The organism is Qipengyuania sp. HL-TH1, assembly GCF_036365825.1.
In the GTDB taxonomy this organism is placed as follows: domain Bacteria; phylum Pseudomonadota; class Alphaproteobacteria; order Sphingomonadales; family Sphingomonadaceae; genus Qipengyuania; species Qipengyuania profunda.
Map to the genome: position 1 here is coordinate 402,873 of NZ_CP142675.1, position 22,668 is coordinate 425,540.

The following is a 22,668-nucleotide window of genomic DNA, read 5'->3' on the forward strand; positions in this document are numbered from 1 at the left end:
CCTTCGAGCAGGCCGAGGGCATATTCGGCGGCGAGGGTCTGGTCGCCGGTCATCCACCCGCCTCCATACAGGCCTTGAGCTTGGCGAGGCCGCGGCGGATCCAGCTTTTCATCGTCCCCAACGGCTCGTCCATGCGATCGGCCAGCTCGGCATAGGTACGCCCTTCGAAGAATGCGGTCTGGATGGCATCGCGCGGGGTGTCGTCCAGTGTCTCGAGGCAGCCATGCACGCGGGCTTCGCGTTCGGCGTCGATCAGCATGGTTTCGGCAAGCGGGGTCTCGTCGGCCAGCGGCGCCGCCTCGTCCTCGGATACCGAACCGCGGCGCACCTTGCCCGTGCGCAGGCGATCGATCGCGCGGTTGCGCGCGAATGTCGCCAGCCAGGCGATCGGGCTGGCGCGGTCCGGATCGTAGCGATCCGCGCGCCGCCAGAGGGTGAGATAGACGTCCTGCAATGCGTCCTCGGCTTCCTTTTCGTCCCCCAAGATACGGTAGCAGATGCCCAATAGTTTCGCCGAGGTCGCGCGGTAGATGTCCTCCAGCGCCGCGCGGTCGCCGCTGGCGAGCCGGCTCATGGCAGCCTTGAGCCGATCGCGGGCTTCCTGGCTGGCGGGTTGCATCAGCAGCCCGCTCCGCAATTGGCGCGGGTCGTTTCGATCTGGATGGTCGGATGGCCGATGCGGTGGTGATGCTCCAGTTCATGCGCCAGTTCGAGCAGGAACGGATCGCCCGGATGGCCGCCGGGCATCACCAGATGCGCGGTCAGCGCGGTCTCGGTGGTGCTCATCGGCCAAATATGCAAATCGTGCACTGCTTCGACCCCGGGCAGGCCGGACAGATAGGCGCGCACCTCGTTCTCCGAAATGCCCTTGGGCACGCCGAGCATGCTCATGGCGACGCTGTCCTTCAGCAGGCCCCAGGTCCCCCAGGCGATCACCGCCACGATGGCCAGGCTGACCGCCGGGTCGATCCAGCGCTCCCCTGTCATGATGATTGCCAGCCCCGCGATGACCACGCCGAGGCTGACCAGCGCATCGGCTGCCATATGCAGGAACGCGCCGCGGATGTTGATATCGTGCTGTCCGCGCATGAACAGCGCAGCGGTGCCGGCATTGATGACGATGCCGATCCCGGCGACCACCACCATGGTTTCCCCCGCGACCGGGGCGGGTTCGGCAATCCGGTTGAGCGTCTCGAACAGGATCGCCCCGATAGCCACCAGCAGCAGCCCGGCATTGGCCAGTGCGGCGAGGATGGTCGAGCTCTTGTACCCATAAGTGAACCGCTCCGACGCGGGGCGTCTGGCAGCGACGCTGGCGCCCCATGCGAGCAGCAGGGCGAGGACATCGGAGAGATTATGCCCGGCATCCGCGATCAGCGCCATCGAGCCGGAGATCCAGCCATACACCGCCTCGATCGCCACGAATGCGGTGTTGAGGACGATACCGATAAGGAAGGCATTGCCGAAATCGGCGGGGGCATGGCTGTGCCCATGCCCGTGATCATGCGAATGGCTGTGACCCGCTCCCATCGACCCTACCGATAGACGCAGGAATCGAGCCCGTCACGGGATACCGACCCGATGCGTGCGGATATTGTGTTGCCGTGGCGCGCCAGCCAGCCGCGGGGATTGACGACCGAGCGTTCCTTGGGGAGCGGCAATGCGGCGGCCATCCGCGCGGCTTCGAGCGGGGTGAGCGAGGCGGCGGACTTGCCGAAATAGCGGCGCGCGCCAGCCTCCGCGCCATAGGTGCCGATGCCGGTTTCGGCGACGTTGAGATAGACTTCCATGATCCGCCGCTTGCCCCAGATCTGTTCGATCAGCACGGTGAACCAGGCTTCGAAGCCTTTGCGGACATAGCCGCCGCCCTGCCACAGGAAGACGTTCTTGGCGGTCTGCTGGCTGATCGTCGAGCCGCCGCGGATCCGTCCGCCGCGCGCATTGCTGGCGATGGCGTTCTCGATCGCTTCGCGGTCGAACCCGTCATGGGTGCAGAACTTCCCGTCCTCAGCCGCGATGGTCGCGCGCACCATGTTGCGGTCGATGTTGGACAGCGCGGTCCAGTCCTTGGTGATGCCATTGCCGTCGAGCAGCATGGTGGCGGTCACCGGCACGGGCACGAATTTGAACAGCAGGACGAGCGCGAGACTTAGGCCCACGAAGCCGATCAATGTCTTGAACAGGAAACGGACCAGCCAGCGCATGCCAGCGCATCTAGCCGCGGGGACAGGGCAACGCAATCTGCCTGCTTGCCGCGCGCCGCCACGCATGCTTACTTTGCCGCGCGGCCACGGGGGCCTGGAGGGAACTTTTTCATGCGTAAGGCAATTTTCGGACTGGCCGCTTCGGCGATGGCACTGACCTGGGGCGCGACGCCTGCAGCGGCAGATCCCGCGGCAGTGAAGCAGGCAGTGGCGGCGGATTACGACAGCCATCTCGAAGACCTGTTCCTGCACTTTCACGCCAATCCCGAACTGTCCTTCCTCGAAACCGCAACCGCCGCGCGGATGGCGGCGGAATTGCGCGCCGCAGGTCTCGAGGTGACCGAAGGCGTCGGGGGAACGGGCGTGGTCGGCATGGTGCGCAATGGCGACGGGCCCCTGATCCTCCTGCGTGCGGATATGGACGGGCTGCCGCTGCCCGAGAAGACCGGCCTCGACTATGCGTCCACGGCGACGCAGGTCGGGCAGGATGGCCAAGAATACCCGGTCATGCATGCCTGCGGCCACGATGTGCATATCACCTCGATGGTCGGCACCGCACGGCGGCTGATGGCGACCAAGGACCAGTGGTCGGGTACGCTGATGTTCGTCGTGCAGCCGGCCGAGGAACGCGTCGGCGGCGCGGCGGCAATGCTGGAGGACGGCCTCTACGACCGCTTCGGCACGCCCGATTACGCCTTGGCCTTCCACGTCGCCTCGATCCTGCCCGCAGGCAAGATTTCGGCCTCGGAAAGCATCCAGTATTCCAGCGCGGATTCGGTCGACATCATGGTCCCCGGCGTGGGCGCGCACGGGGCCAGCCCCCATGCGGGCCGCGATCCGGTCTATATCGCCTCGCAGATCGTCACCGCGATGCAATCGGTCGTCAGCCGCGAGGTGGAGCCGCTGTCACCCGCCGTGATCACGGTCGGCGCCTTCCATTCGGGCACCAAGCACAACATCATTTCCGACCGCGCCGATCTGCAACTGACCGTGCGTGCCAATGACGAGGGCACGCGGGCGCAGCTGCTTGCCGCGATCGAACGGATTGCGGTCAATATCGGCGCCGCGCATGGCCTGCCCGACGATATGCCGGTGCAGGTCCGCGTTTCGGAAGGGACCCCGGTCACCAATAACGATCCCGCGCTGGCGCGCCGGCTCAATGCGGTGATGCAGCGTGATCTTGGCGAGGATGTCTTTATCCCCTTCGTGCAGCGCGGCATGGGGGCGGAGGATTTCGCCTATTTCGTAGCCGAGGAATATGGCGTCCCCGGCTATTACTTCGCGGTCGGCGGTACCCCTCAGGCTGCGTTCGACGCGGCGGAGAACGGCGGACCGCCGGTCCCGTCGCATCACTCGCCGCTGTTCAAGATCGCCCCGCGCGAGAGCGTTACGCTGGGAACCGAGGCAATGGTCGCCGCGGTGCTGGACCTGGCACCCGCCGGTTAGAACTGGTGATACGAAAAGGCCGCCGACACCCAAGGGTATCGGCGGCCTTTTCTGTCGGTTTGCGTCTGGCTTACGCCACGCCGGCCAGCAGCCGGTCACCGGCGATGGTCTTCATCGCCTTCTGCACTTTTTCGAACGCGCGCACTTCGATCTGGCGGATACGTTCGCGGCTGACGTCGTAGACCTGGCTCAGTTCCTCCAGCGTCTGCGGGTTTTCCGTCAGGCGCCGTTCGGTAAGGATGTGCTTTTCGCGCTCGTTGAGGCTGTCCATCGCCTCGACCAGCATGTCGTGGCGCACTTCGGATTCCTGCGCGTCGGCGACCAGCTCGTCCTGCAACGGACCATCGTCCTTGAGCCAGTCCATCCATTCGCCCGAACCTTCTTCGCCATTGCGCATCGGCACGTTGAGCGAACCATCGCCGCCCATCAGCATGCGGCGGTTCATATTGACCACCTCCTGCTCGGGCACGCCGAGATCGGTGGCGATCTTGGTCACATCGTCGGGATGAAGATCGGTGTCCTCGTAAGCGTCGAGGTTCTTCTTCATCCGGCGCAGGTTGAAGAACAGCTTCTTCTGCGCGGCGGTGGTGCCCATCTTCACCAGGCTCCACGAACGCAGGATATATTCCTGGATGCTCGCCTTGATCCACCACATCGCATAGGTCGCGAGGCGGAAGCCGCGATCGGCCTCGAACTTCTTGACGCCCTGCATCAGGCCGACATTGCCTTCGGAAATGAGGTCGGACACCGGCAGCCCATAGCCGCGGTAACCCATGGCGATCTTGGACACCAAACGCAGGTGCGAGGTGACGAGCTGCGCAGCAGCTTCCGTATCGTCATGTTCCTCGTAGCGCTTCGCGAGCATGTATTCCTGCTCTTGCGTCAGCACGGGGAATTTCTTGATTTCGGAGAGATAGCGGTTGAGGCTCTGCTCACCGCCGAGCGCCGGAACGCTCAAAGTTTTGGTATTGCTCACTTGTACCCTGACCTTTCTAGCGTCGACCTCGTGTGGCGGACCCCTGATGGGCATCCGACCTTCGGGCCACTAAGGTTACCTATACCGGACGCAGCCCAGATTGCACACGCCTTTCGTCGATTTCAACGTGCGGTTTGGTCGATCAGTTCCCGCATATCGAAGGGCGGTTCGGCGTAGAAATCCAAGCTTTCGCCGCTGATAGGATGTCTGAATCCCAACCGAGCGGCGTGCAATGCCTGGCGCGCGAAACCGAGCTCTTCGAGCAGGGGTCTGAGGGCCTTCGGGGTGCGTCCATAGACAGGGTCCCCTAGTAGCGCATGGCCGATTGACGCGCAGTGAACACGGACCTGGTGCGTGCGGCCGGTTTCGAGGCGGCATTCTATCAACGATGCGTGGGTCAGCGCCCGGAGGGTCTCGTAATGGGTGACCGCGTGCTTGCCGCGGGCCGTGTCGTCGGGAAGCACCGCCATCTTCTTGCGGTCGCGGTCCGAACGGCCGAGCCGCCCTGCAATCGTGCCCGCGGGCGGGTTCGGGTGGCCGGCGCACACCGCGAGATAGCGGCGGGTGATCGAATGGTCGGCGAACTGGCGCGCCAGTCCTTCATGCGCTGCATCCGACTTGGCGACGACCAGTAGGCCCGAGGTGTCCTTGTCGATGCGGTGGACTATTCCCGGCCGCGCGACGCCGTTGATCCCCGACAGCTGACCCGCGCAATGATGCAGCAGCGCATTGACCAGCGTGCCGTCCGGATTGCCCGCTGCCGGGTGAACCACCATCCCCGCCGGTTTGTTCACGACCACCAGATGCGCGTCCTCGAACACCACATCGAGCGGGATGTCCTGCGGCTTGGCTGCCAGCGGTTCGGGCGGGGGCAGGACGATGGCAAAGCGTTCCTCGCCCTGGACCTTCGCCGATGCGCTGCGCGCCACCGTCTTGCCGACGGTCACCGCGCCCTCGGCGATCAGGCCCTTGATCCGTTCGCGCGACAATTCGGTCGCTTCGGCCAGTGCCTTGTCGAGGCGGCCGCTGCTGGTCAGTTTTCCGGTGATGATATCGGCATCGGCCATGCTAGGGCCATGCGCGATGCCGGCCCAAGTCTCAAGCGATGTCGTCGAACGCCTCCTCGCCGAGGCGGGTTCGGCGCATCCGCAGGAATGCTGCGGACTCCTGCTGGGCAGCGGCGACGCGATCACCGCGATCCGGCCCGCGCGCAATGTCCACCCCGATCCCGCGCGCCGGTTCGAGATCGACCCCCAGGCTCTGGTCGATGTCTATCGCCAGGCCCGCGAGGGCGGTCCGCAGGTACTGGGCTATTACCATTCGCACCCCAATGGCGTGGCCGAGCCCTCGGCCACCGATCGCTCGCTCGCGGCGGGCGACGGGGCGATCTGGGCGATAATCGCGGCAGGGCGAATCACCTTGTGGCGTTCGGGGGATGCAGGGTTCGAGAAGCTTCCCTATGAGCTTGCCCCTCGCTAAGACCGTAATCGAATATTCACCACTCGGAATCTCAATGGACGACCGCCAATCGATCGATCTTGCCGCGATGCTGTGCTCGCGCTTGTGCCATGACCTGCTCAGTCCCGTCGGGGCGCTGTCCAACGGGCTCGAGCTGCTGGCGATGGAATCCGATGCCGAAATGCGTGCCAATGTGATGCAGCTGCTCGAGCAAAGCGCGCTGATCAGCACCAACAAGCTCAAATTCTTCCGCCTCGCCTTCGGGGCCGCAGGCGGCTTTGGCGAACGCGTCGAGATTGCCGAACCGAAGGCGCTGATCGAGGCGCTGATCGCCGACAAGCCCAATATCACGATCGAATGGGCGCTGGCCGAACCCACGCTGGGCAAGCCCGCGGTCAAGGTGCTGCTCAATTTCGCGCAGATCGCGATCGATGCGCTGGTGCGCGGCGGTACGCTCGATATCGGTGCCGAAATGCGCGACGGCGCTTGCGAGATCGTGGTTCGCGCGATCGGGCCCAAGATCGCTTTCGACGAGACCATCGGCAAGGCGCTCGACGGGTCGCTCGACCGCGCCGACCTGACCAGCCGTACGGCGGCTGCGCATATGATCAATCTGCTGGCCACCGAAAGCGGGGGTGGGCTGCAATATCACAAGGGCCCCGATGCGCTGGTGCTCGGCGCGGTCCTGCCTGCGGGTGAAGGGCTGATCGGGTGAGCTCCGATTTCGGCAAGCTGGGCCAGGGGCTCCCCGCCAGCAAGGACGAACTCGTCGACCGCGAAGTGCTCTCGCCCAACCATGACGAACGCACCATGCCGATCGACATGCTGGTGATCCATTATACCGAGATGGAGGACAAGGGCTTCGCCATCGAACGGTTGTGCGATCCCGAAGCCAAGGTCTCGGCGCATTACCTGATCGGCGAATGGGGCGAGGTCGTTCGGCTGGTCCCCGAGGAAAAGCGCGCCTGGCATGCGGGCCAGTCCTACTGGCGCGGGCACAAGGATGTGAATTCGGCCAGCATCGGGATCGAGCTCGACCATCCGGGCCACAAATATGGCTATCGCGAGTTCAACGATGCGCAGTTCGAAGCGCTGGTGCCGCTGGTTGCGCGGATCGTGAAGCAATACGATATTCCGCGCACCAATGTGGTCGGCCATTCGGATGTCGCCCCGGCGCGCAAGATCGATCCGGGCGAGCTGTTCCCGTGGGAGCGACTGGCCGAATATGGCCTGTGCCTGCCGCGCCCGAAGAAGCTCGAACGGGGCGATCCGTTCGACAATGACGCCTCGTTCTACCTCGCGCTCGAGCGCTTCGGCTACGATATCACCGATGGGCACAAGGCGGTCGAGGCCTTCCAGCGCCGTTGGCGCCCCGAGAAGATCGACGGGGAAATCGACGGCGAAGTGCGCGCGATCCTGTTCCAGCTCCTGCTCGATCGCGACCGGGGGAACGCCCGGTAATCCGGCGACCGCGCCGCCCGATCAGGTCGGTGGCAGCAATCCCTTTGCATCGCAGTCGAGCAGGCATTCCTGCATCTTGTCGACAGCGACGCGTGCATTCACGCCCATCAGGAAACGGATGTTCTGCAGTTCCTCGTCGAGCGGGGATGCTGGATCCTCTCCGCCTGAAAGTTCGGCCATGTGCCAGCGGGCGAACATGCGGTCCTTGACCCCGACCAGATCGACCAGGCGCAACTGAGCGTGATCGAAATCGCAGCAGATCCGCTCGAACACTTCTGCGACCACCTCACCTTCGCCCTCGAGCAGTTGGATGAACTGGTTTTCGACGAAGACGAGTACCCCGGTGACACCGACCTCCTTGTTCCGGATGGCGGCACGTGCCGCGATATTGCTGACCTGCTGTTCGACCGTGAGTTCATCCGGAGTGAGGCAGGAGCGGCTGGTGTACAATAGCCTGCTGATGGGCATGATCTTCTCCCGGACCTAGGCTTCGGCAAAATCGGTTTGGGTGCCGGCTAAGGCAAGGAAGGCTGCGGGCGGTATTGGGCGGCCGGTGAGGAAGCCCTGGACCTCATCGCATCCGTGATCGCGGATGAAGGACAATTGCGAGTCCGTTTCAATGCCCTCCGCGGTAATCTTCATGTTCAGGCTGGCACCCAATTGGGCGATCGCCCGCACGATCGACGCGCTGCCTACATCGTCGGGCAGTTTCTGAATGAAGCTCTTGTCGATTTTGATCCGGCTGATCGGAAAGCGGTGCAGGTAGCTCAGCGAGGAATATCCGGTCCCGAAATCATCAAGCGAGATACGTACCCCAAGGTCGCGGATATGGGTGAGCGTACGCAGCGCCGCCAGATCGTTGTTGAGCAGTGCAGTCTCGGTGATTTCGAGTTCGAGCCGATGCGGCGCCAGGCCCGAGTCGGCCAGTGATTGGGTCACGATCTGGGGCAGTCGCGGATCGAGCAACTGCACCGGCGAAACATTGACCGCCAGATCGATGTGTCCGGGCCAGGAGGCCGCATCTTTGCATGCTTGCCGCAGGACATCTGCTCCGATCCGCGTGACCAAGCCCAGATCTTCGGCAATCGGGATGAACTCGGTCGGCGAAATTTCTCCTTGATCGGGGCAGGTCCAGCGCAGCAAGGCTTCGGCGCCCGATATCGCGCCGCTCTGCGAGGCGAAGACAGGTTGATAGACGATCGTGAACTCGTCCCGCATGCACGCCCGACGCAGTGAGGCTTCCAGCGCCCGGCGACGTTGGATGGCTTCCATGAGCGTGGGTTCGAACACGCGATAGGTCTGCTTGCCATTATGTTTGGCCGAGTACAGCGCGATATCCGCATGCTGGATCAGGACGTCGGGGGTGACCCCATGGTCCGGAGCCAAGGCCACTCCGACGCTCCCGCTGAGCTCGACCACATTGCCATCGATGATCATCGGCCGCGACAGGATTTCGATGATTCGCTCGGCAATGATCGAGGCTTGGCGATGGTCGCCAATGCCGAAGCACAAGACGGCGAACTCATCGCCGCCGATGCGCGCCGCCATGTCGCCGTCCCGAACCGCCAGAGTAAGCCTGTGCGCCAGGCGCTGGAGGACCACGTCACCGACTGGATGGCCGAGCGTGTCGTTGATCGGTTTGAAGCGGTCCAGATCGACCATCATCAGTGTGAAGGGGCGGCCGAACAGCTCGATCTTGTCGCATTCGAGACGTAATGCTTCGGTGAACTGGTGACGATTTGCGAGATTGGTGAGCGCATCGTGCATGGCGATGTGCGCAATCCGGCTCTCGCCGTCGGAACTCGTCTTGCGTTCGACAAGATAGGTCGAAATACCGGTCCCGACAATCAGCAGCGCGACCATCGCGATCGCGGTTGCCAGAGCGGCGAAGGCTTCGCTGTTCGCTCCTTGCGAAAAGCCGGGCATCGCCGAGACCGAGAACCCCGCCATACCGCCGAAATGCAGTCCGATGATCGCCAGCATCAGCAGGGTTCCAGCATGCCAGATGCCAAGAGCGCCGAAACTACGGCGCAACACGCGGATTGCTAGCGAGGAGCAGGTGATGGCGATGACCATCGATGCTACCACGTATCGCCAGTCCCAATGCACGATCCCGTCTACGCGATAGGCAAACATACCCACGTAATGCATGGCCCCCATCGCAAGGCCGATGATCGACCCGCCGAGGAGTGGAGCGAGCCGGGCGAATTTTGAAGAAGCCAGCGCAAGCCCGGCGCCGATGCCCGCAACTGCGATCAAGGCAGAGACAACGGTAAGTGCCCCGTCCAACGTGACGGGCGTGTTCGGCTGATAGCCGAGCATGGCGATGAAGTGAGTTGCCCAGGTGGCGGCACCCGCCGTTACGGCGGACAAGAAGCACCAGTGGACCCGCGCAATCCCGTCCTCGGACAGCGTGCGGCGGAACAGGGTCGCCGAAACCATTGACCCGGCGATGCACATCACCGCAGCCATGAGGACGAACCAGAGATTGTGATCGTTTATAATGCAGCCGACTATCAGCATGAATCCTCGCGCGCGCGCCCGCATGGATTGCAGACCGCCGGGCCGCCTAGGTCGTAGAGGTTAACGAATTCGTCATGAAGCGGGTACGCGTGATGGATGAGTCCCGCGTGGGGGACCGATGCCGCCGCCAAGGCAAGCGTCCCTATTTATACTTTGCACTCTCGACCCCTTGCCCTATCTGCCACGTTGCCAGGGGGCCGGGCAGCCGCGTGCCGCAAGGTACGAGGAAAGTCCGGGCTCCACGAAACGAGGGTGGCGGGTAACGCCCGCCCGGCCGGTTTCTTCTGAGATCGGCCGAGGGAAAGTGCCACAGAGAGCAAACCGCCGATGGCCTGCTTGCAGGCTCAGGCAAGGGTGAAAGGGTGCGGTAAGAGCGCACCGGGGCTTCGGCAACGCGGCCCGCACGGCAAACCCCACCCGGAGCAAGGCCGAATAGGGGCGGCGCGTCCGCGCAAGCGGGCAGGTGCGTTTCGCATCGACCGCCCGGGTTGGCTGCTTGAGCCGCGGAGCAATCCGCAGCCTAGACGAATGGCTGCCACCGCACGGCCGGTCCCTTAGGATACCGCGTGCGGGACAGAACCCGGCTTACAGGCCCCCTGGCAAATCTTCGACTGCGGGCAATAGCGAGGGCGTGGGGGTCTCTTCGGGGACCAGTTGCCCATCGACTTCGAGCCCTTCGAATGGGCGGCACGCCTCGTTCATCTCGTCGGAATGCAAATGCACTTTGAGCATCGGATCGGCCTTGGTCCAATCGGTCCGCGGATCGTCGCGCACCACGCAAAGCGCGCGCCATGCCAGCGGCAGCTCCTGCAATTGCTCGATGGTCGGCAGGCCTTCGATCAGCACGTCGCGCCCGGCATAGCGGGCCGTCGCATAGCCGACGAACTTGGTTTCTGTGCCACGGATATGGATGCGGTCGGTACCCTCGTCGATGCGGGCAAAGGTATCGAGCCTGATCGAGAACGCCGCCCAGATCGAAATGCCGATCAGCAGGACCAGCGCGACCATCGTCGCGACGACAGTCCATTTGGCGACGGGATTTTCCAGACCTTCGGGGTGATCGATCGGCACGCGGGGAACTCCTTCAAGGCAGGATGCCGGATTCTGGAATGGGGCTGGCGCACGCACTGCACCGCGCCAATGGTCGAAACCAATTGCTAGGCGAATTCTTTGTGCGTGACTGTGATCGTACCATCGATGTCCTGCGTCTGGATCAGCCGGCGCTGGTCGCCTTCGAGGACCAGGGCGGTCAGCTTGCCGGTACGAAAGGCGCCGGTATCGATCCCGATCCGGTAATCGGTATGCTCGATGTCCTCGAAGATCGTGTGCCCATGCACCACGACATGGCTGAACGGTTCGCGATGCTTGAGAAACCGTTCGCGAATCCAGCGAAGGTCGGACTGTTTCTGGTCTTCGAGGCTGTGCTTGGGATTGATCCCGGCATGGACGAAGACATAGTCGCCCGCCACGATGATATCTTCCATCTCCGCGAGGAACTTGCGATGTTTCCCGGGCACGAGTTCGTGGAGCTCGGCCTGCAGTTCCTTCATGGTGAGCTCGTTGTAGCGCTTTTTCTTGATGCCGTAGCTCAGCACGGTCTCGCGCCCGCCATGCTTGAGGAAATGCCGGAGCATTTCCTTGTCTTCGAAGCTCTCGAGGAACATTTCCTCGTGATTGCCGGCGATATAGCGGACCGCGCGGTGGTCGCGCCATTGGCGTGCGGTTTCGATCACGCGCGCGCTTTCGGGACCGCGATCGATCAGATCGCCCAGCATAACGACCGTACTGCGCGCATCGCCGGCCTTCCTATCGTCGTTTTCGATAGCAAGGATCAGTTCGTCGAACAGGTCACAGCGGCCGTGAATATCGCCGATGACGTAGAAGCGCTCGCCCTCCGGGACCCTTGGAAGGGGCTTGGCCGAGGCGCCCTTGTTGAACAGTTTTGCGAGTTTCAGCATGTCAGGATTGTGCGACTTCGAGCCTGGTTCTGGTTTGAAGCCGACCAGATAGGCGCAAGCTGCGGCGGGAGCAACAAATGCGCTTGCACCGCTACTGTTGCAGTTGCGAGAAAAGCACAGCTTTTGTTGCGTATGCGAAAACCTCGCGGCTGAAGCTTGCGTCAACCAGGCAAAGTGTGCAGGTTTATGACCGTATCCGGACGAGGAGCCTAACAAAATGGCCCCGACGGATTCGCAGGTGGGACGAAGCGACACTCGTACAGGAGTTTGTAATGCTCACGTCCTTTCGCGGCCTCATGGCCGTTTCGCTCGCTACCGCGGGCCTTTCTCTCGCAACTCCCGCCATGGCTCAGTCGGAAGACGACAGCGGGTTCACCACCTCCGCCAATGTGGCCCTGACCACCGACTACCGCTTCCGCGGCGTCTCGCTCTCGGGCGGCGAACCTGCCATCCAGGGCGGCTTCGACGTCGGACATGAAAGCGGGTTCTACGTCGGCACTTGGGCGTCATCGATCAAGGGTGGCCCGTCCTATGGCGATCTCGAATTCGATGTCTATGCCGGCTGGGGCGGCAATCTGAGCGATGCGGTGAGCGTCGATATCGGCGTGCTGTATTATATTTATCCGACCGAGGATCTGGGGCTCGATACCGATTACATCGAACCCTATGCCTCGATCAGCACCAGTTTCGGACCGGCCGAAGCCACCTTCGGGGTCGCTTATGCGCCCGAGCAGGATTCGCTTGGCGGGGACGACAACCTCTATCTCTATACCGATGTCGGCTTCGGCATCGCCGACAGCCCGTTCAGCATTTCGGGCCACATCGGCTACACCGACGGTGCTCTGGCCCCGCCGCTGCTCGCCGGTGACACCGACGATACCGGTCTCGACTGGTCGATCGGCGCGAGCGTTGCCCAGGGCAATTTCGAAGTAGGCGTCGCCTATATCGGCGTCGAAGGTCCTTCGATCAACGACTTCACCGACGATGCCATCGTGGGTACGATTTCCGCCAGTTTCTGAGAATTCACTGGCGGGAATTCCCCGGAGGGGGGCGCATGCCAGCGCGCCCCCCTTTTCGCGTCAGTCGAGCGCAAAATCGACCGTAGTCACCACACGGACTTTCTTGAACGGCGTATCGCCAATACCCCATCCGCCCGCTTCGCCATCGCGGGCGTCGATCGAGAAATAGCCCTGCGTCGCCTTGTGGATGCCGCCCACCGCAGCGCCGCTGTCCTGCGCGAACTGCTCCGCCGCCGCGCGCGCGTCCTTGGTCGCCTCGGCCACCATTTCGGGCTTGATGTCATTGAGCCCGGTGAAGGTGTAGCTGATCCCCGATCCGTCTTCGAGCACCACGCCATCGCGCACCAGCTCGGCCTGCCGGCGAACCGCGCGCTGGGCGCGGTCGATATCGCGCGTGCGCAAGACGGTGCGCTGGCGCACAGTGTAGAACAGGGTCCCGTCATTGGTGTAGCTCGAAACATTGATCCCGGCCGGGGTCAGTTCCTCTTCGGGAAAGCCTAGCTCTTCAAAAAAGGCCCGCACGGCCTCGGCGTCGCGATCGGTGTTGGCTTGCGCGGTTTGCAGATTGGTCGCGGTAGAAGCGAACGACACCGTCCATGTTGCCAGATCGGCAGTAACCTCGCGCTCGGCCAGACCGCGCACGGTCACGCTGCGCTCGGCCGCTTTCATGCGCACCAACCCGTCGCCAAGTACGAAGCCGCCGACGATCAGGCCCAGCGCGACAATGCTCGCGCTTCCCAGCCAGCGCTTCAGCGTTGCATCGCCATGTCGCGGTGTGGCACCATTGTGCACGCTTTCGGTTTCTTCGGGCATGTTCGCCTTCCTCTCTGACCTGTGTCTCCCAAGACTGGCGATAGGGCTTGAGCGATGAACCGTGTTTGAATAGCGATGAATGGAGTTTTGCTTGACCAAATATCTGCACACAATGATCCGCGTGAGCGACCCCGATGCGACGGTGGCGTTCTTCAAGCTGATCGGTCTTGAGGAAGTGCGCCGCTTCGATGTCGAGGCTGGGCGCTTCACGCTTATCTTTCTCGCCGCGCCGGGGCAGGAAGGCGTGGCCGAGGTCGAGCTGACCTATAACTGGCCAGCCGAAGACGGCAGCGCGCCGGAAGAATACACGGGCGGGCGCAATTTCGGCCATCTCGCCTACCGGGTCGAGAATATCTACGAGACCTGCCAGGCGATCCTCGATGCGGGACATACGGTCCACCGCCCGCCGCGCGACGGGCATATGGCCTTCGTCAAGACGCCCGACGGGATTTCGGTCGAACTGCTGCAGGACGGCTATCTCGACCCGCAGGAACCCTGGGCCAGCATGGAGAACACCGGGAGCTGGTAAGCTCTCGGTGCCTCATCGGCCAGCTCAGTCGATATAGGGCGAGCGCGCATCATCCGGATGCGTCGCCGACAGTCGCAGGATGACATAACCGGCGATGGCGGAGATCAGCGATCCGAGCAGGATGCCGATCTTCGCCTCGTTGATCAGCAATTGCTGCCCGGCAAAGGCCAGCCCGCTGATGAACAGCGACATGGTAAAGCCGATCCCGCACAGGATCGAGACGCCCCAGATCTCGGGCCAGGTGGCCTGGTCGGGGCGGGGTGCGAAACCGAGCTTGTCGGCGGCCACGATAGCGGCGAAGATGCCCACCTGCTTGCCAATGACGAGGCCCGCGGCAATCGCCAGTGGTAACGGAGCGAGCAGGTGCTCGAGCCCCATCCCGGCCAGCGGCACGCCGGCATTGGCGAAACCGAATACGGGCACCACCAGATAGGCGCTCCACGGGGCGAGGCCATGCTCCATGCGTTCGACCATCGTCTGGTCGTCAGGGCCGACCATCGGGATGCACAGCGCGGCGACCACGCCCGCGATCGTCGCGTGGATGCCCGAATTGAGCACAAAGTACCACAGTGCCAAGGCTAGCAGGATATAGGGCCAGTAACGCGCCACGCGCATCCGGTTGAGCACCATCATTGCGACCACCACGCCCGCCGAGGCAGCCAGCCAGCCGAGCTTGATATTCGCCGTGTAGAACAGCGCGATCACCATAACCGCGCCGATATCGTCGACGATCGCCACAGTCAGCAGGAACAGCCGCAGCGATGCGGGGCAGCGATTGCCCAGCAGGCCGAGCACGCCCATCGCGAAGGCGATGTCGGTCGCCGCAGGGATCGCCCAGCCGCGCAGCAGTTCGGCATCGCCGCCGACCACGCCGACATAGACCAGCGCCGGGATCGCCATGCCCGCCGCCGCCGCCAGGATCGGCAGACGGCGCGATTGCGCGGTGGAGAGCTGCCCTTCGATCCATTCGCGCTTCACCTCGAGCCCGACGACGAAGAAGAACACCGCCATCAAGCCGTCGTTGATCCACAGGTGCAGATCATCGAGTTTGGGGATCGGGGTCCAGGGCAATTCGCCGTAGAACAATTGCTCGTATTCGCCGGCCAGCGGCGAATTGGCCGCGAGCATTGCAGCGGCCGCGACGAGGATGAGCAGAATGCCCGCCGAGGCGTCGCTGACGAAGAGCGCGCGGACGGGGGCAAACACGAGGCGAAATGCTGAAGGGCGTTCGGTCATCTTGGGCACGCTCTCTTTCGCAAAGCGGCCCGCGTTGCAAGTCTTGAAGCACGCGGTTATCCAGAAAGGCAGGGGGTACGCTTGGTATCTGGGGCATTCACGGTCGCTGAATGGTTTTTGGTCGTACAGCACGAGCTGCTGCTGTTCGCGGCAGCCTTTTTCACGCTCGGCATAATCGATGAATTTGCGCTCGACTGTACCTATCTCTGGTGCCGGTTGACCGGACGCATCCGCACCCCGCGGCTCGACGAAGCCGGATTGGCCGGAATCGACGGCTTGGCGGGGCGCGCGGCCGTGTTCATTCCCGCGTGGGAGGAAGCCGATGTCATCGGACCCACGCTGGTGCACATGCTCGATGCCTGGCCGCAGGATGAACTCACGGTCTATGTCGGCTGTTATCGCAACGATGTCTCGACCATGGCCTCGGTCGTCGCTGCAGTGCGCGGCGATCCGCGCGTCCGGCTGGTGGTGCATGGCAAGGATGGACCGACGTCCAAGGCCGATTGCCTGAACCGGCTCTATGCCGCTTTGGCGGAAGACGAGCAGCGCTCGGGCGTGGGAGCACGGATGGTCGTGCTGCACGATGCGGAAGACATGGTCGATCCCGCCGCGCTCGACCTGCTCGACCAGGCGCTGTGGCACGCGCATTTCGTCCAGCTTCCGGTGCTCGCGCTGCCGCAGCGTCATTCGCCGTGGATCGGGTCGCATTATTCGGACGAATTTGCCGAAGCGCATGGCAAGACGCTGGTGGTGCGCGATGCGCTGGGCGCGGCGATCCCGGGGGCAGGGGTGGGTTGTGCCATCGCGCGCGGCTCGCTCGGCCAGCTCGCGCATCGGCAGGGCGGCAAACCCTTTGCCGAGGAATCGCTGACCGAAGATTACGAGCTTGGCCTGAAGATCGCGCAGGCGGGCGGGCAGGGCCGGTTCCTGCGTGTGCGCGGGGCCGATGGACGGCTGATCGCGACCCGTGCCTTCTTCCCCTCACGGCTCGACCAATCGATCCGGCAGAAGACGCGCTGGATGCATGGCATTGCCTTGCAGGGGTGGGACCGGCTGGGCTGGGACAGCGAGCCGGTCGAACTGTGGATGCAGTTGCGCGACCGGCGCGGCCCGCTGGCAGCGATCCTTCTGGTCGTGGCCTATCTGCTCGTGTGTCTCGTCGCCGTGGGCCTGATCCTAGAGCAGTTGGGACTGGTCGAACCGCCCCCGACCACGCCGCTGTTAAGCGTGCTGTTCTGGATCAATTTCGTCGGGCTGGCGGGACGGTTCGCGGCGCGGGCCTGTTTCACCGCGCGCGAATATGGCTGGCGACAGGGCCTGCTCGCGATCCCGCGGACACTGGTGTCGAATATCGTCTCGATCATGGCCGGGCGGCGTGCGCTCGCCGCTTATGTCGGCACTTTGCGCGGAGCGCCGATCGTCTGGGACAAGACCGAGCACCGCGATCATCCGGCGCTCGTCCTGCCGGGTAGGGGTACAGCATGACCCATGCGGTCGCCCGGCGGCAGGGTCAGCCTGTGCTGTTCCTCGGCCTTTTACTGGCGGGCTGGTGCCTGCTGCGGGTGCTCACCTGGGAAAGCCCGTGGCCGCAGGCACTCGGACTGCCCGAGCCGCTCCACTTCGCCAGCGCCGATCTGCGCCAGCCCTACACCGCAGCCGGGCTGAACGATGGTATCGTCGCTCTCCTTGCGAGCAATGACCGCCTCGCAGATGAAGCCGCAGGGCGTTCCGCACCGCTACCTGTTTTCCGCAGCCCGGTAGCAAGTACTGCCCAGCGGCCGCCTTTCGAGCGATCCGACCCCCTCGAACATTTCGACACGCACCGGCGCGCTGCTGGCCACAATCTGTTGTTCGCCGCGGGGATGGCAAGCCTGCCGCTACCGCGCAGCGTTGCCGCCCTGCTCGACCGCGAGCAGGGCATGCTGCAGCCTGCCACCCGGTCGATCCCGCGCCGGGCATCATCCCCGTGGCGCTTCGATGGCTGGGTCGTGCTGCGCGAGGACGGTCTCCAGCTTTCCGAGAGCGGCACGCGTCCAGCCAGCTATGGCGCGAGCCAGCTTGGCGCAGTTCTGTCCTACCGCCTCGCACCCGGAACGCCGCATGCCCCCGCCGCCTATCTTCGCGCCAGCCGTGCGCTGGTCGATGGCGGCGAAACCGAAGGTGCGCTGGGACTGCGCGCAAAACCGTTCGGACGCATCCCGCTCGCCCTCCATGCGGAGGCCCGGCTGACCATCCGGCCGGGCGACAGCCCCGAAATACGCCCCGCAGCCTTCGTGGCCGGCGGTTTCGACCGTATCGACCTGCCCGCACAGTTGGTGGCGCGCGGATATGGCCAGGCCGGCTATGTCGGCGGCGAATTCGCCACTGCGTTTGCCGATGGCGCTTTCGTGGCCGAGCGCGAGGTCGCGCGGTTTGATCTTGGCCGCGTGGCGCTGGGCGGCGGTGCGTGGGGCGGCGCGCAGCAGGGTGCGGCGCGGCTCGACATCGGGCCAAGCCTCACCGTCGACCTGCGCCTCGGCGCGGCGCCCGCGCGGATCGAGGCCGACTATCGCTGGCGCGTGGCGGGCAATGCCGAGCCCGGCAATGGCGGGGTCGTGACGCTTTCGACCGGTTTCTGACACAGTCTTAAAATTCGCCTCCGGCGGCGCTATTCTGCTATTAACCATCCCGTAGAAGAGCAATTATCACGCCCGAGTCATGGAACTTCGAACTATCCTTGCATACGCGCTCATTGCGCTTCTCATGTGTGCGGCAATCGGCGCATTCGTAGCGTATCAGCGCCGCAAGAACCGGCCGAGGAGCTGGAGGAAGCGCCGCTAGCGGTCTTCTTCGCAGACCAGCCGACTGGCTAGCCAGCGAAGGGCATATGCTGGCAGGTTGACAGATTATCCGTCGCGAGTGCAGGTGACCGACACGGATTGGATCGCCGAACGACTGGGTAAATGGGCATGCTATCTCAGACTGAACGGCGCGACACGCTGGATTGTGCGAAAGGAATCTTGATATTTCTCATCGTGGTCGGTCATAACCACCAATTGGTAGATGCATTTCCAAGCGGGAGATGGTTTCTATACAACTGGCATGTCTATTCTTTTTTCCTGATTTCCGCCTTTCTTCCCTTTCGCCCGCACGAGCCCGGGTTCTTCTTGACTCGAGCGGTACGCTACTATGTTCCGTTCATCTTGTTTTTCACATTGGTTTGGGCCTCCACCGGAGGCTGGGATCAACCTCTGCAAAAAGTCTTGGCGTGGCTTTTGGCGGTCGTGATCGGGTCGGCGGATTTTCTGGGAGACGCGTCGGGCGCGAGACTGTATTGGTTTTTGCCGGCCTTGCTGGGTTTGACCGCAATTCGGTGGGCCATTGCGAAGACCGGGGGATGGGAGCGATATCTACTCCCCGTTGTCGCTGTGAGCGGGTTCCTGTTCTCCGGGTTGCTACCCGATCGGATTGAACCCTTTATTCCACTTGGCCTTCCGATCGCGCTCTACGCCCTTGGGCCCTGCCTCGTGTTTGGGGCCTTCATGACATATGCACTGGCGGGAAGCCGTTTCCGGTTGCTCACCTGCGGTGTCCTTTCCGTCATCGTTCTGGCTCTCTGTACCCTCATAGCGTCTCTCAGCCCGTCGACATTGGTGCTGGCAGCTTTCAAGTACTACGACATTCGCGAGTTGCATTCGCTCGTCGTCCATGCCCTGCTTGCAATCGCGGCTTGTTCCGCAGTCGTTTTGCTCTTGGCTTTATCGGTCCGACCGGCCTTGCTGGCGTGGTTGGGGCGTTCCTCTCTGCTGATATACCTCAGCCATCAGATTTTCTATTCGGTACTGGTGAGGCTGCTTCGAAGAGCGGCCCCCGACGTGCTGCGCGAGCATGAGGTTGCAGTGGGTCTGGTTCTCGTCTTCGCTACTCTCGTCCTCTCAGGCGCCTTCGCATATTGCGTTACCAACATACCTCGATTGCGACGGATTTTGACCCCTCGGGACCTAGGTGACTGGCTCGAGGGGCTCGGCGTCCGGCGGGTACGAAATCCTTCGCAGAGTTCCGTCGGAGGTGCCCCGTGAGGCGTGAGGCCGCGGCGAGATGCACTTGTGCGGATACTATGCGTGCGATACGGGTTGGACCTGCCTTTGAGGTCCAATCGTCGCGCCACGTTCCCTGTATTTTTGGATGCACAACCCGTGATGGGTACTGAGCAGGTTGCCGTACCGCGAATATACGAAGCGAATTGAACGTCGATGACCCTATCTCCTGCTACAACATCGCGCGCGCATAGTCCCGCGCCAGGCTTTGCTGCAGCGGCATGATGCCCCACTCGCCTTCGGTACCGGTCCGCACGGCAGCTCGTAAACCGAGCAGCAAGGACCAGCTTCTATGGTTTGTGCTGCTCTCTTGCATCGCGCTCGTAGGGCTCGGGTTCCTGCCGCTGGCCTTTCTTGGAACGCCGTTCCTGAAGCCGATCCATATCTTCGCCGCTGCGCTGCTGTTGCTGAGTCCGACGATGCTCCCGGGATCCCCCGAAGGCACGGGAATCGTGAGGATGGTGGCATTCGCGTTCTTCACCCAACTCGCGGTGCTGCTGGTTTCGCTGGCGTGGTCGCCCTTGGTCGCGACGGGTGCGCTTTCCCTCATGATCAGCTTCTCGAACTGCGTGATCGCGCTGGCCTTCTGCTTGATGGCGTCGCGGCTCAGCCTGACGCGTCTGGCAGATCTTCTGGCCTATGGCGCTTTCGCTGGTGCCGTAGCGTTTCACCTCTCCTTATTCGTCGGGCACGCGCTCAGTGGTCAAAATGCCATATCGGTCCTCATCGAAGCAGCGACGAGCGGCGACTTGCGCAATTTCAAAGCGCTCTATTTCGTCGGCGGCATGAAGGGCCTCGGGGTCGAGGGGGTTTCCAGCTTCTTCTCCTCCATCGCCCCGAAGGCGACCAATTCGTTCGGGAGCGCTTTCGTTACCACGGCGATTGCGGCGGTTCATGTCGTCGCCGCGGACCGGGCGCTTACCAGATACCGCAGCGTCAAGCGGGACTGGGCGGTGTGGCTGGCGCTTATAAACGCGGTGTTCGTGATCATGATCGCATTCAGCGACCGCGTGCAGATATACGGTGCCCTCCTGATAATTGCGCACCTCTCCTATTTCGGTTTCATGCACGGGAATTGGAAGCTCGGCGCATGGCTCACTTTCGGAGGTCTCTGGGTGAGTTTGAGCGCGATCATGTACATCGCAGTCAGCGCCTCAGCGCAGGGGACTTTCGAGGAATACGCCTACCGGATTATGAACAACCCGAGGTTTACCGACCTCGACCGGGTGCTGGTAAGGCTGGGCGAGCTCGGGATGCTGGGCGGCGGCATGGGCATCCCGCTGTCATTCAGCGACACCAGCTATCTCTACCCGCACAATCTGTTTCTGTTCAATTACCTGTCGGCGGGGATGATCGGGCTGCTGGCATCGTTCATCTGGTTCGGGGTGCTGTGCCTGCTCGCAGTCAAAGCCTTCGCCCTCATGATCAACCAGCAAATGCCGCGAGCGGTAAGGCGTCTTGCCCTGGGTGCATTCTCGGGTGTGATCTATGTGATTACGCTGACGCAGTTGGTGTCTCAGGGCGATCTGGACCTTGCCGACTGGTTGGGTCTGGCGATCGCATTGAGCGTGCTCGCCAAAGCGCAGTCCATTCACAACAGGATGGGCGCGCAGAGCCTGTCACGGCCATCGCCCGTTCGCTGACGACGCCCTATCCGGCGCAGGCGAATGGGTCGGCGAAACCTTCTTCCAATTCTATCCTATATCCCGCGCGACCTGTGCCTGACGCCTGACCTTGCTGCGAAGCGTCTCTACCAGTGGGTCGATCCCATACACGACGGCGCAGGACAAGATGAGGAGAACAGGCAAAGCAACTGCAAGGGCTGCCAGGCCCGGCAAGCTCGCCCCGTGGTATGGTTCGCCAAGAACGAAATAGGCCGCGATCATTCCGGCAGGCCAGTGCAGAAGGTATATCGGGTAGCTGAAATCTCCGATGCGCTTGTCAAGCGATCGCCACGGCATCTTGGTGCCGAAAAGATAGACTACGGTGCCCGCGGCGAGGAGCGCATTGACGACATTACCGATCGCGCGAACGCGCCAGTCGAGATCCCCGAACGCATATAGCGCCAGCATGGCGAGGCAGAGACCCCAGCGCCCGAACACGAGGCCGGCAAGCGTTTCCCAGCGCCGGCCGATCGCAGTCTCGAGCTCGGTGCGGAAATGATACGCCGCTGCGCCGATAGCAAAAGGCAGGCTGCCACCCATGATCGAGCCATAGACCGCATGCTGTCCCACGTCGAAGAGCAGCGCCGCCAGCCAGTAGCCAGCTGAGGCAGAAAGCCAGAGAAGGGTGCTTGTTTTGGTGCGCGATAAGCCGAGGGCGATCAGCGCATACCAGAAGATTTCGACGGTCAGCGCCCAAGTGGCAGGCGACAGCCGCGGGAACACCTCTTGCGGGTAAAGCGACGGGTAAATCAGCGTGAGGTTGGAGAGCCATTCGCTGGCCGTTTGGGGCGCCGTCAGCGCGGGATGATATGCGGAGGCGAAGGCGGGCAGTATCGCGATGAGCGCCAGGGCAACAGCGCAGGCGAACCAATGGGCGGGCAGTAGCCTCAGCGCGCGATTGGTGGCGAAGCGCCAGCGTCCTTGCTGCGTGTACCCATAACTGCCCTGCATGATGAGAGTCATGAGGAAGCCGGAGAGGACAAAGAACGCTACGACCGCATAGGGGCCGAATATCTTCATCGAGATGAGGTGTGTCGCGACCACCTCGAGGGCGAGTAGCGTGCGCCAGATACCGAACATGTTCTCTCCCCTAGGGTGTGTTTATCCGGTATTTTCGGACGCGCCTAGCCTGCTTGCTTGGTGAGTGCTTTACCGATTGCCAATAGCAGCCAATATGAATGCCGCTAGTAGCAAGCAAGCCCCGCCGAACACGAAGTAGGCGAATGTCGCATGGCAGGTAGTCCAGTCCTCGCCTGAGATCACATCAACCATCGGCGGCTTCGATTATGGCGCGCGTCCTTTGGG

The 22,668-nt window shown here is 63.0% G+C and carries 22 protein-coding genes and 1 other RNA gene; 12 read left to right on the forward strand and 11 right to left on the reverse strand.

The genetic code is table 11. From position 1 onward, the window contains the following. Positions 1-49: 49 nt before the first annotated feature. From VWN43_RS02505 to mtgA, 3 genes are read right to left on the reverse strand one after another with little or no spacing between them, the layout of a single operon-like run. Positions 50-619 (reverse strand): sigma-70 family RNA polymerase sigma factor, encoded by a 570-nt coding sequence (locus VWN43_RS02505; protein WP_320180790.1) that lies wholly within the window; start codon positions 617-619, stop codon positions 50-52. Then, complete coding sequence (locus VWN43_RS02510; RefSeq protein WP_320180789.1) at positions 619-1,530, reverse strand: cation diffusion facilitator family transporter; 912 nt, start codon at positions 1,528-1,530, stop codon at positions 619-621. Before VWN43_RS02510 ends, VWN43_RS02505 begins: the two co-directional genes overlap by 1 nt. Positions 1,531-1,535: 5 nt before the next feature. After that, on the reverse strand, positions 1,536-2,204 hold the full coding sequence (mtgA, locus tag VWN43_RS02515; RefSeq protein WP_253518681.1) for a monofunctional biosynthetic peptidoglycan transglycosylase: 669 nt from the start codon (positions 2,202-2,204) through the stop codon (positions 1,536-1,538). Positions 2,205-2,315: 111 nt separating this feature from the next. Here mtgA and VWN43_RS02520 point away from each other — a divergent pair, with 111 nt between their 5' ends. Beyond that, positions 2,316-3,650: an amidohydrolase gene (locus tag VWN43_RS02520; protein ID WP_320180788.1), complete on the forward strand. Its 1,335-nt coding sequence runs from the start codon at positions 2,316-2,318 to the stop codon at positions 3,648-3,650. Between the two features lie 70 nt (positions 3,651-3,720). Here VWN43_RS02520 and rpoH read toward each other — a convergent pair whose 3' ends face one another. After that, positions 3,721-4,626 (reverse strand): RNA polymerase sigma factor RpoH, encoded by a 906-nt coding sequence (gene rpoH / locus VWN43_RS02525; protein ID WP_253518675.1) that lies wholly within the window; start codon positions 4,624-4,626, stop codon positions 3,721-3,723. 122 nt (positions 4,627-4,748) lie between these two features. After that, complete coding sequence (locus VWN43_RS02530; protein WP_320180787.1) at positions 4,749-5,693, reverse strand: RluA family pseudouridine synthase; 945 nt, start codon at positions 5,691-5,693, stop codon at positions 4,749-4,751. 16 nt (positions 5,694-5,709) lie between these two features. Between VWN43_RS02530 and VWN43_RS02535 the strand changes: the two genes are divergently transcribed. The 3 genes from VWN43_RS02535 (at position 5,710) to VWN43_RS02545 (ending at position 7,545) form a co-directional block, all read left to right on the forward strand. Next, positions 5,710-6,105: a M67 family metallopeptidase gene (locus VWN43_RS02535; RefSeq protein WP_320180786.1), complete on the forward strand. Its 396-nt coding sequence runs from the start codon at positions 5,710-5,712 to the stop codon at positions 6,103-6,105. 34 nt (positions 6,106-6,139) lie between these two features. Then, positions 6,140-6,799 (forward strand): histidine phosphotransferase family protein, encoded by a 660-nt coding sequence (locus tag VWN43_RS02540; protein WP_320180785.1) that lies wholly within the window; start codon positions 6,140-6,142, stop codon positions 6,797-6,799. A gap of 95 nt (positions 6,800-6,894) precedes the next feature. Then, positions 6,895-7,545 (forward strand): N-acetylmuramoyl-L-alanine amidase, encoded by a 651-nt coding sequence (locus VWN43_RS02545; RefSeq protein WP_253522984.1) that lies wholly within the window; start codon positions 6,895-6,897, stop codon positions 7,543-7,545. Between the two features lie 21 nt (positions 7,546-7,566). On the opposite strand, the gene VWN43_RS02550 is transcribed toward VWN43_RS02545, so the two are convergent. Then, complete coding sequence (locus VWN43_RS02550) at positions 7,567-8,013, reverse strand: BLUF domain-containing protein (protein ID WP_253518663.1); 447 nt, start codon at positions 8,011-8,013, stop codon at positions 7,567-7,569. Positions 8,014-8,028: 15 nt separating this feature from the next. Next, positions 8,029-10,068, reverse strand: coding sequence for a putative bifunctional diguanylate cyclase/phosphodiesterase (locus tag VWN43_RS02555; RefSeq protein ID WP_320180784.1), 2,040 nt, complete (start codon positions 10,066-10,068; stop codon positions 8,029-8,031). A 189-nt stretch (positions 10,069-10,257) separates the two neighbouring features. Between VWN43_RS02555 and rnpB the strand changes: the two genes are divergently transcribed. Further along, positions 10,258-10,672, forward strand: an RNA gene (rnpB, locus tag VWN43_RS02560) — RNase P RNA component class A. Positions 10,673-10,722: 50 nt separating this feature from the next. Then, the gene (locus VWN43_RS02565; protein WP_320180783.1) at positions 10,723-11,229 is read left to right on the forward strand and encodes a hypothetical protein; all 507 of its coding nucleotides are present in this window, start codon (positions 10,723-10,725) and stop codon (positions 11,227-11,229) included. On the opposite strand, the gene VWN43_RS02570 is transcribed toward VWN43_RS02565, so the two are convergent. After that, complete coding sequence (locus tag VWN43_RS02570; protein WP_320180782.1) at positions 11,226-12,026, reverse strand: metallophosphoesterase; 801 nt, start codon at positions 12,024-12,026, stop codon at positions 11,226-11,228. The two genes, VWN43_RS02565 and VWN43_RS02570, sit on opposite strands and share 4 nt — an antisense overlap. Before the next feature lie 344 nt (positions 12,027-12,370). Here VWN43_RS02570 and VWN43_RS02575 point away from each other — a divergent pair, with 344 nt between their 5' ends. After that, a complete protein-coding gene (locus VWN43_RS02575; RefSeq protein ID WP_330768074.1) occupies positions 12,371-13,045 on the forward strand; it encodes a TorF family putative porin in 675 nt (224 codons plus the stop codon). 60 nt (positions 13,046-13,105) lie between these two features. Here the strand turns inward: VWN43_RS02575 and VWN43_RS02580 are convergent, their stop codons facing one another. Further along, the gene (locus VWN43_RS02580) at positions 13,106-13,858 is read right to left on the reverse strand and encodes an SIMPL domain-containing protein (protein WP_320180781.1); all 753 of its coding nucleotides are present in this window, start codon (positions 13,856-13,858) and stop codon (positions 13,106-13,108) included. Between the two features lie 91 nt (positions 13,859-13,949). On the opposite strand from VWN43_RS02580, the gene VWN43_RS02585 reads away from it, so the two are divergent. Continuing rightward, positions 13,950-14,387, forward strand: coding sequence for a VOC family protein (locus VWN43_RS02585; RefSeq protein ID WP_320180780.1), 438 nt, complete (start codon positions 13,950-13,952; stop codon positions 14,385-14,387). A gap of 24 nt (positions 14,388-14,411) precedes the next feature. On the opposite strand, the gene nhaA is transcribed toward VWN43_RS02585, so the two are convergent. Continuing rightward, a complete protein-coding gene (nhaA, locus tag VWN43_RS02590) occupies positions 14,412-15,623 on the reverse strand; it encodes a Na+/H+ antiporter NhaA (protein WP_253518619.1) in 1,212 nt (403 codons plus the stop codon). 117 nt (positions 15,624-15,740) lie between these two features. Here nhaA and VWN43_RS02595 point away from each other — a divergent pair, with 117 nt between their 5' ends. The 4 genes from VWN43_RS02595 to VWN43_RS02610 all read left to right on the forward strand — a co-directional run bounded on the left by VWN43_RS02595 (position 15,741) and on the right by VWN43_RS02610 (position 21,342). After that, positions 15,741-17,108, forward strand: a complete 1,368-nt coding sequence (locus tag VWN43_RS02595; RefSeq protein ID WP_320180779.1) for a glycosyl transferase family protein — start codon at positions 15,741-15,743, stop codon at positions 17,106-17,108. Then, positions 17,105-18,241 (forward strand): hypothetical protein, encoded by a 1,137-nt coding sequence (locus VWN43_RS02600; RefSeq protein WP_320180778.1) that lies wholly within the window; start codon positions 17,105-17,107, stop codon positions 18,239-18,241. The genes VWN43_RS02595 and VWN43_RS02600 overlap by 4 nt, the downstream gene beginning before the upstream one ends. A gap of 330 nt (positions 18,242-18,571) precedes the next feature. Continuing rightward, positions 18,572-19,681, forward strand: a complete 1,110-nt coding sequence (locus tag VWN43_RS02605) for an acyltransferase family protein (protein ID WP_320180777.1) — start codon at positions 18,572-18,574, stop codon at positions 19,679-19,681. A gap of 239 nt (positions 19,682-19,920) precedes the next feature. Beyond that, entirely contained in the window at positions 19,921-21,342 is a 1,422-nt protein-coding gene (locus VWN43_RS02610; protein ID WP_320180776.1) for a hypothetical protein, read from the forward strand. 51 nt (positions 21,343-21,393) lie between these two features. Here the strand turns inward: VWN43_RS02610 and VWN43_RS02615 are convergent, their stop codons facing one another. Next, on the reverse strand, positions 21,394-22,443 hold the full coding sequence (locus VWN43_RS02615; protein ID WP_320180775.1) for an acyltransferase family protein: 1,050 nt from the start codon (positions 22,441-22,443) through the stop codon (positions 21,394-21,396). Positions 22,444-22,668: the final 225 nt, after the last annotated feature.

Bases quoted from the DNA above. Each gene is read 5' to 3' on its own strand.
- VWN43_RS02505 (WP_320180790.1), bottom strand. From the start codon at position 619: ATGCAACCCGCCAGCCAGGAAGCCCGCGATCGGCTCAAGGCTGCCATG.
- VWN43_RS02510 (WP_320180789.1), bottom strand. From the start codon at position 1,530: ATGGGAGCGGGTCACAGCCATTCGCATGATCACGGGCATGGGCACAGC.
- mtgA (WP_253518681.1), bottom strand. From the start codon at position 2,204: ATGCGCTGGCTGGTCCGTTTCCTGTTCAAGACATTGATCGGCTTCGTG.
- VWN43_RS02520 (WP_320180788.1), top strand. From the start codon at position 2,316: ATGCGTAAGGCAATTTTCGGACTGGCCGCTTCGGCGATGGCACTGACC.
- VWN43_RS02530 (WP_320180787.1), bottom strand. From the start codon at position 5,693: ATGGCCGATGCCGATATCATCACCGGAAAACTGACCAGCAGCGGCCGC.
- VWN43_RS02535 (WP_320180786.1), top strand. From the start codon at position 5,710: ATGCCGGCCCAAGTCTCAAGCGATGTCGTCGAACGCCTCCTCGCCGAG.
- VWN43_RS02540 (WP_320180785.1), top strand. From the start codon at position 6,140: ATGGACGACCGCCAATCGATCGATCTTGCCGCGATGCTGTGCTCGCGC.
- VWN43_RS02545 (WP_253522984.1), top strand. From the start codon at position 6,895: ATGCCGATCGACATGCTGGTGATCCATTATACCGAGATGGAGGACAAG.
- VWN43_RS02550 (WP_253518663.1), bottom strand. From the start codon at position 8,013: ATGCCCATCAGCAGGCTATTGTACACCAGCCGCTCCTGCCTCACTCCG.
- VWN43_RS02555 (WP_320180784.1), bottom strand. From the start codon at position 10,068: ATGCTGATAGTCGGCTGCATTATAAACGATCACAATCTCTGGTTCGTC.
- VWN43_RS02570 (WP_320180782.1), bottom strand. From the start codon at position 12,026: ATGCTGAAACTCGCAAAACTGTTCAACAAGGGCGCCTCGGCCAAGCCC.
- VWN43_RS02575 (WP_330768074.1), top strand. From the start codon at position 12,371: ATGGCTCAGTCGGAAGACGACAGCGGGTTCACCACCTCCGCCAATGTG.
- VWN43_RS02580 (WP_320180781.1), bottom strand. From the start codon at position 13,858: ATGCCCGAAGAAACCGAAAGCGTGCACAATGGTGCCACACCGCGACAT.
- nhaA (WP_253518619.1), bottom strand. From the start codon at position 15,623: ATGACCGAACGCCCTTCAGCATTTCGCCTCGTGTTTGCCCCCGTCCGC.
- VWN43_RS02600 (WP_320180778.1), top strand. From the start codon at position 17,105: ATGACCCATGCGGTCGCCCGGCGGCAGGGTCAGCCTGTGCTGTTCCTC.
- VWN43_RS02605 (WP_320180777.1), top strand. From the start codon at position 18,572: ATGCTATCTCAGACTGAACGGCGCGACACGCTGGATTGTGCGAAAGGA.
- VWN43_RS02610 (WP_320180776.1), top strand. From the start codon at position 19,921: ATGATGCCCCACTCGCCTTCGGTACCGGTCCGCACGGCAGCTCGTAAA.
- VWN43_RS02615 (WP_320180775.1), bottom strand. From the start codon at position 22,443: ATGTTCGGTATCTGGCGCACGCTACTCGCCCTCGAGGTGGTCGCGACA.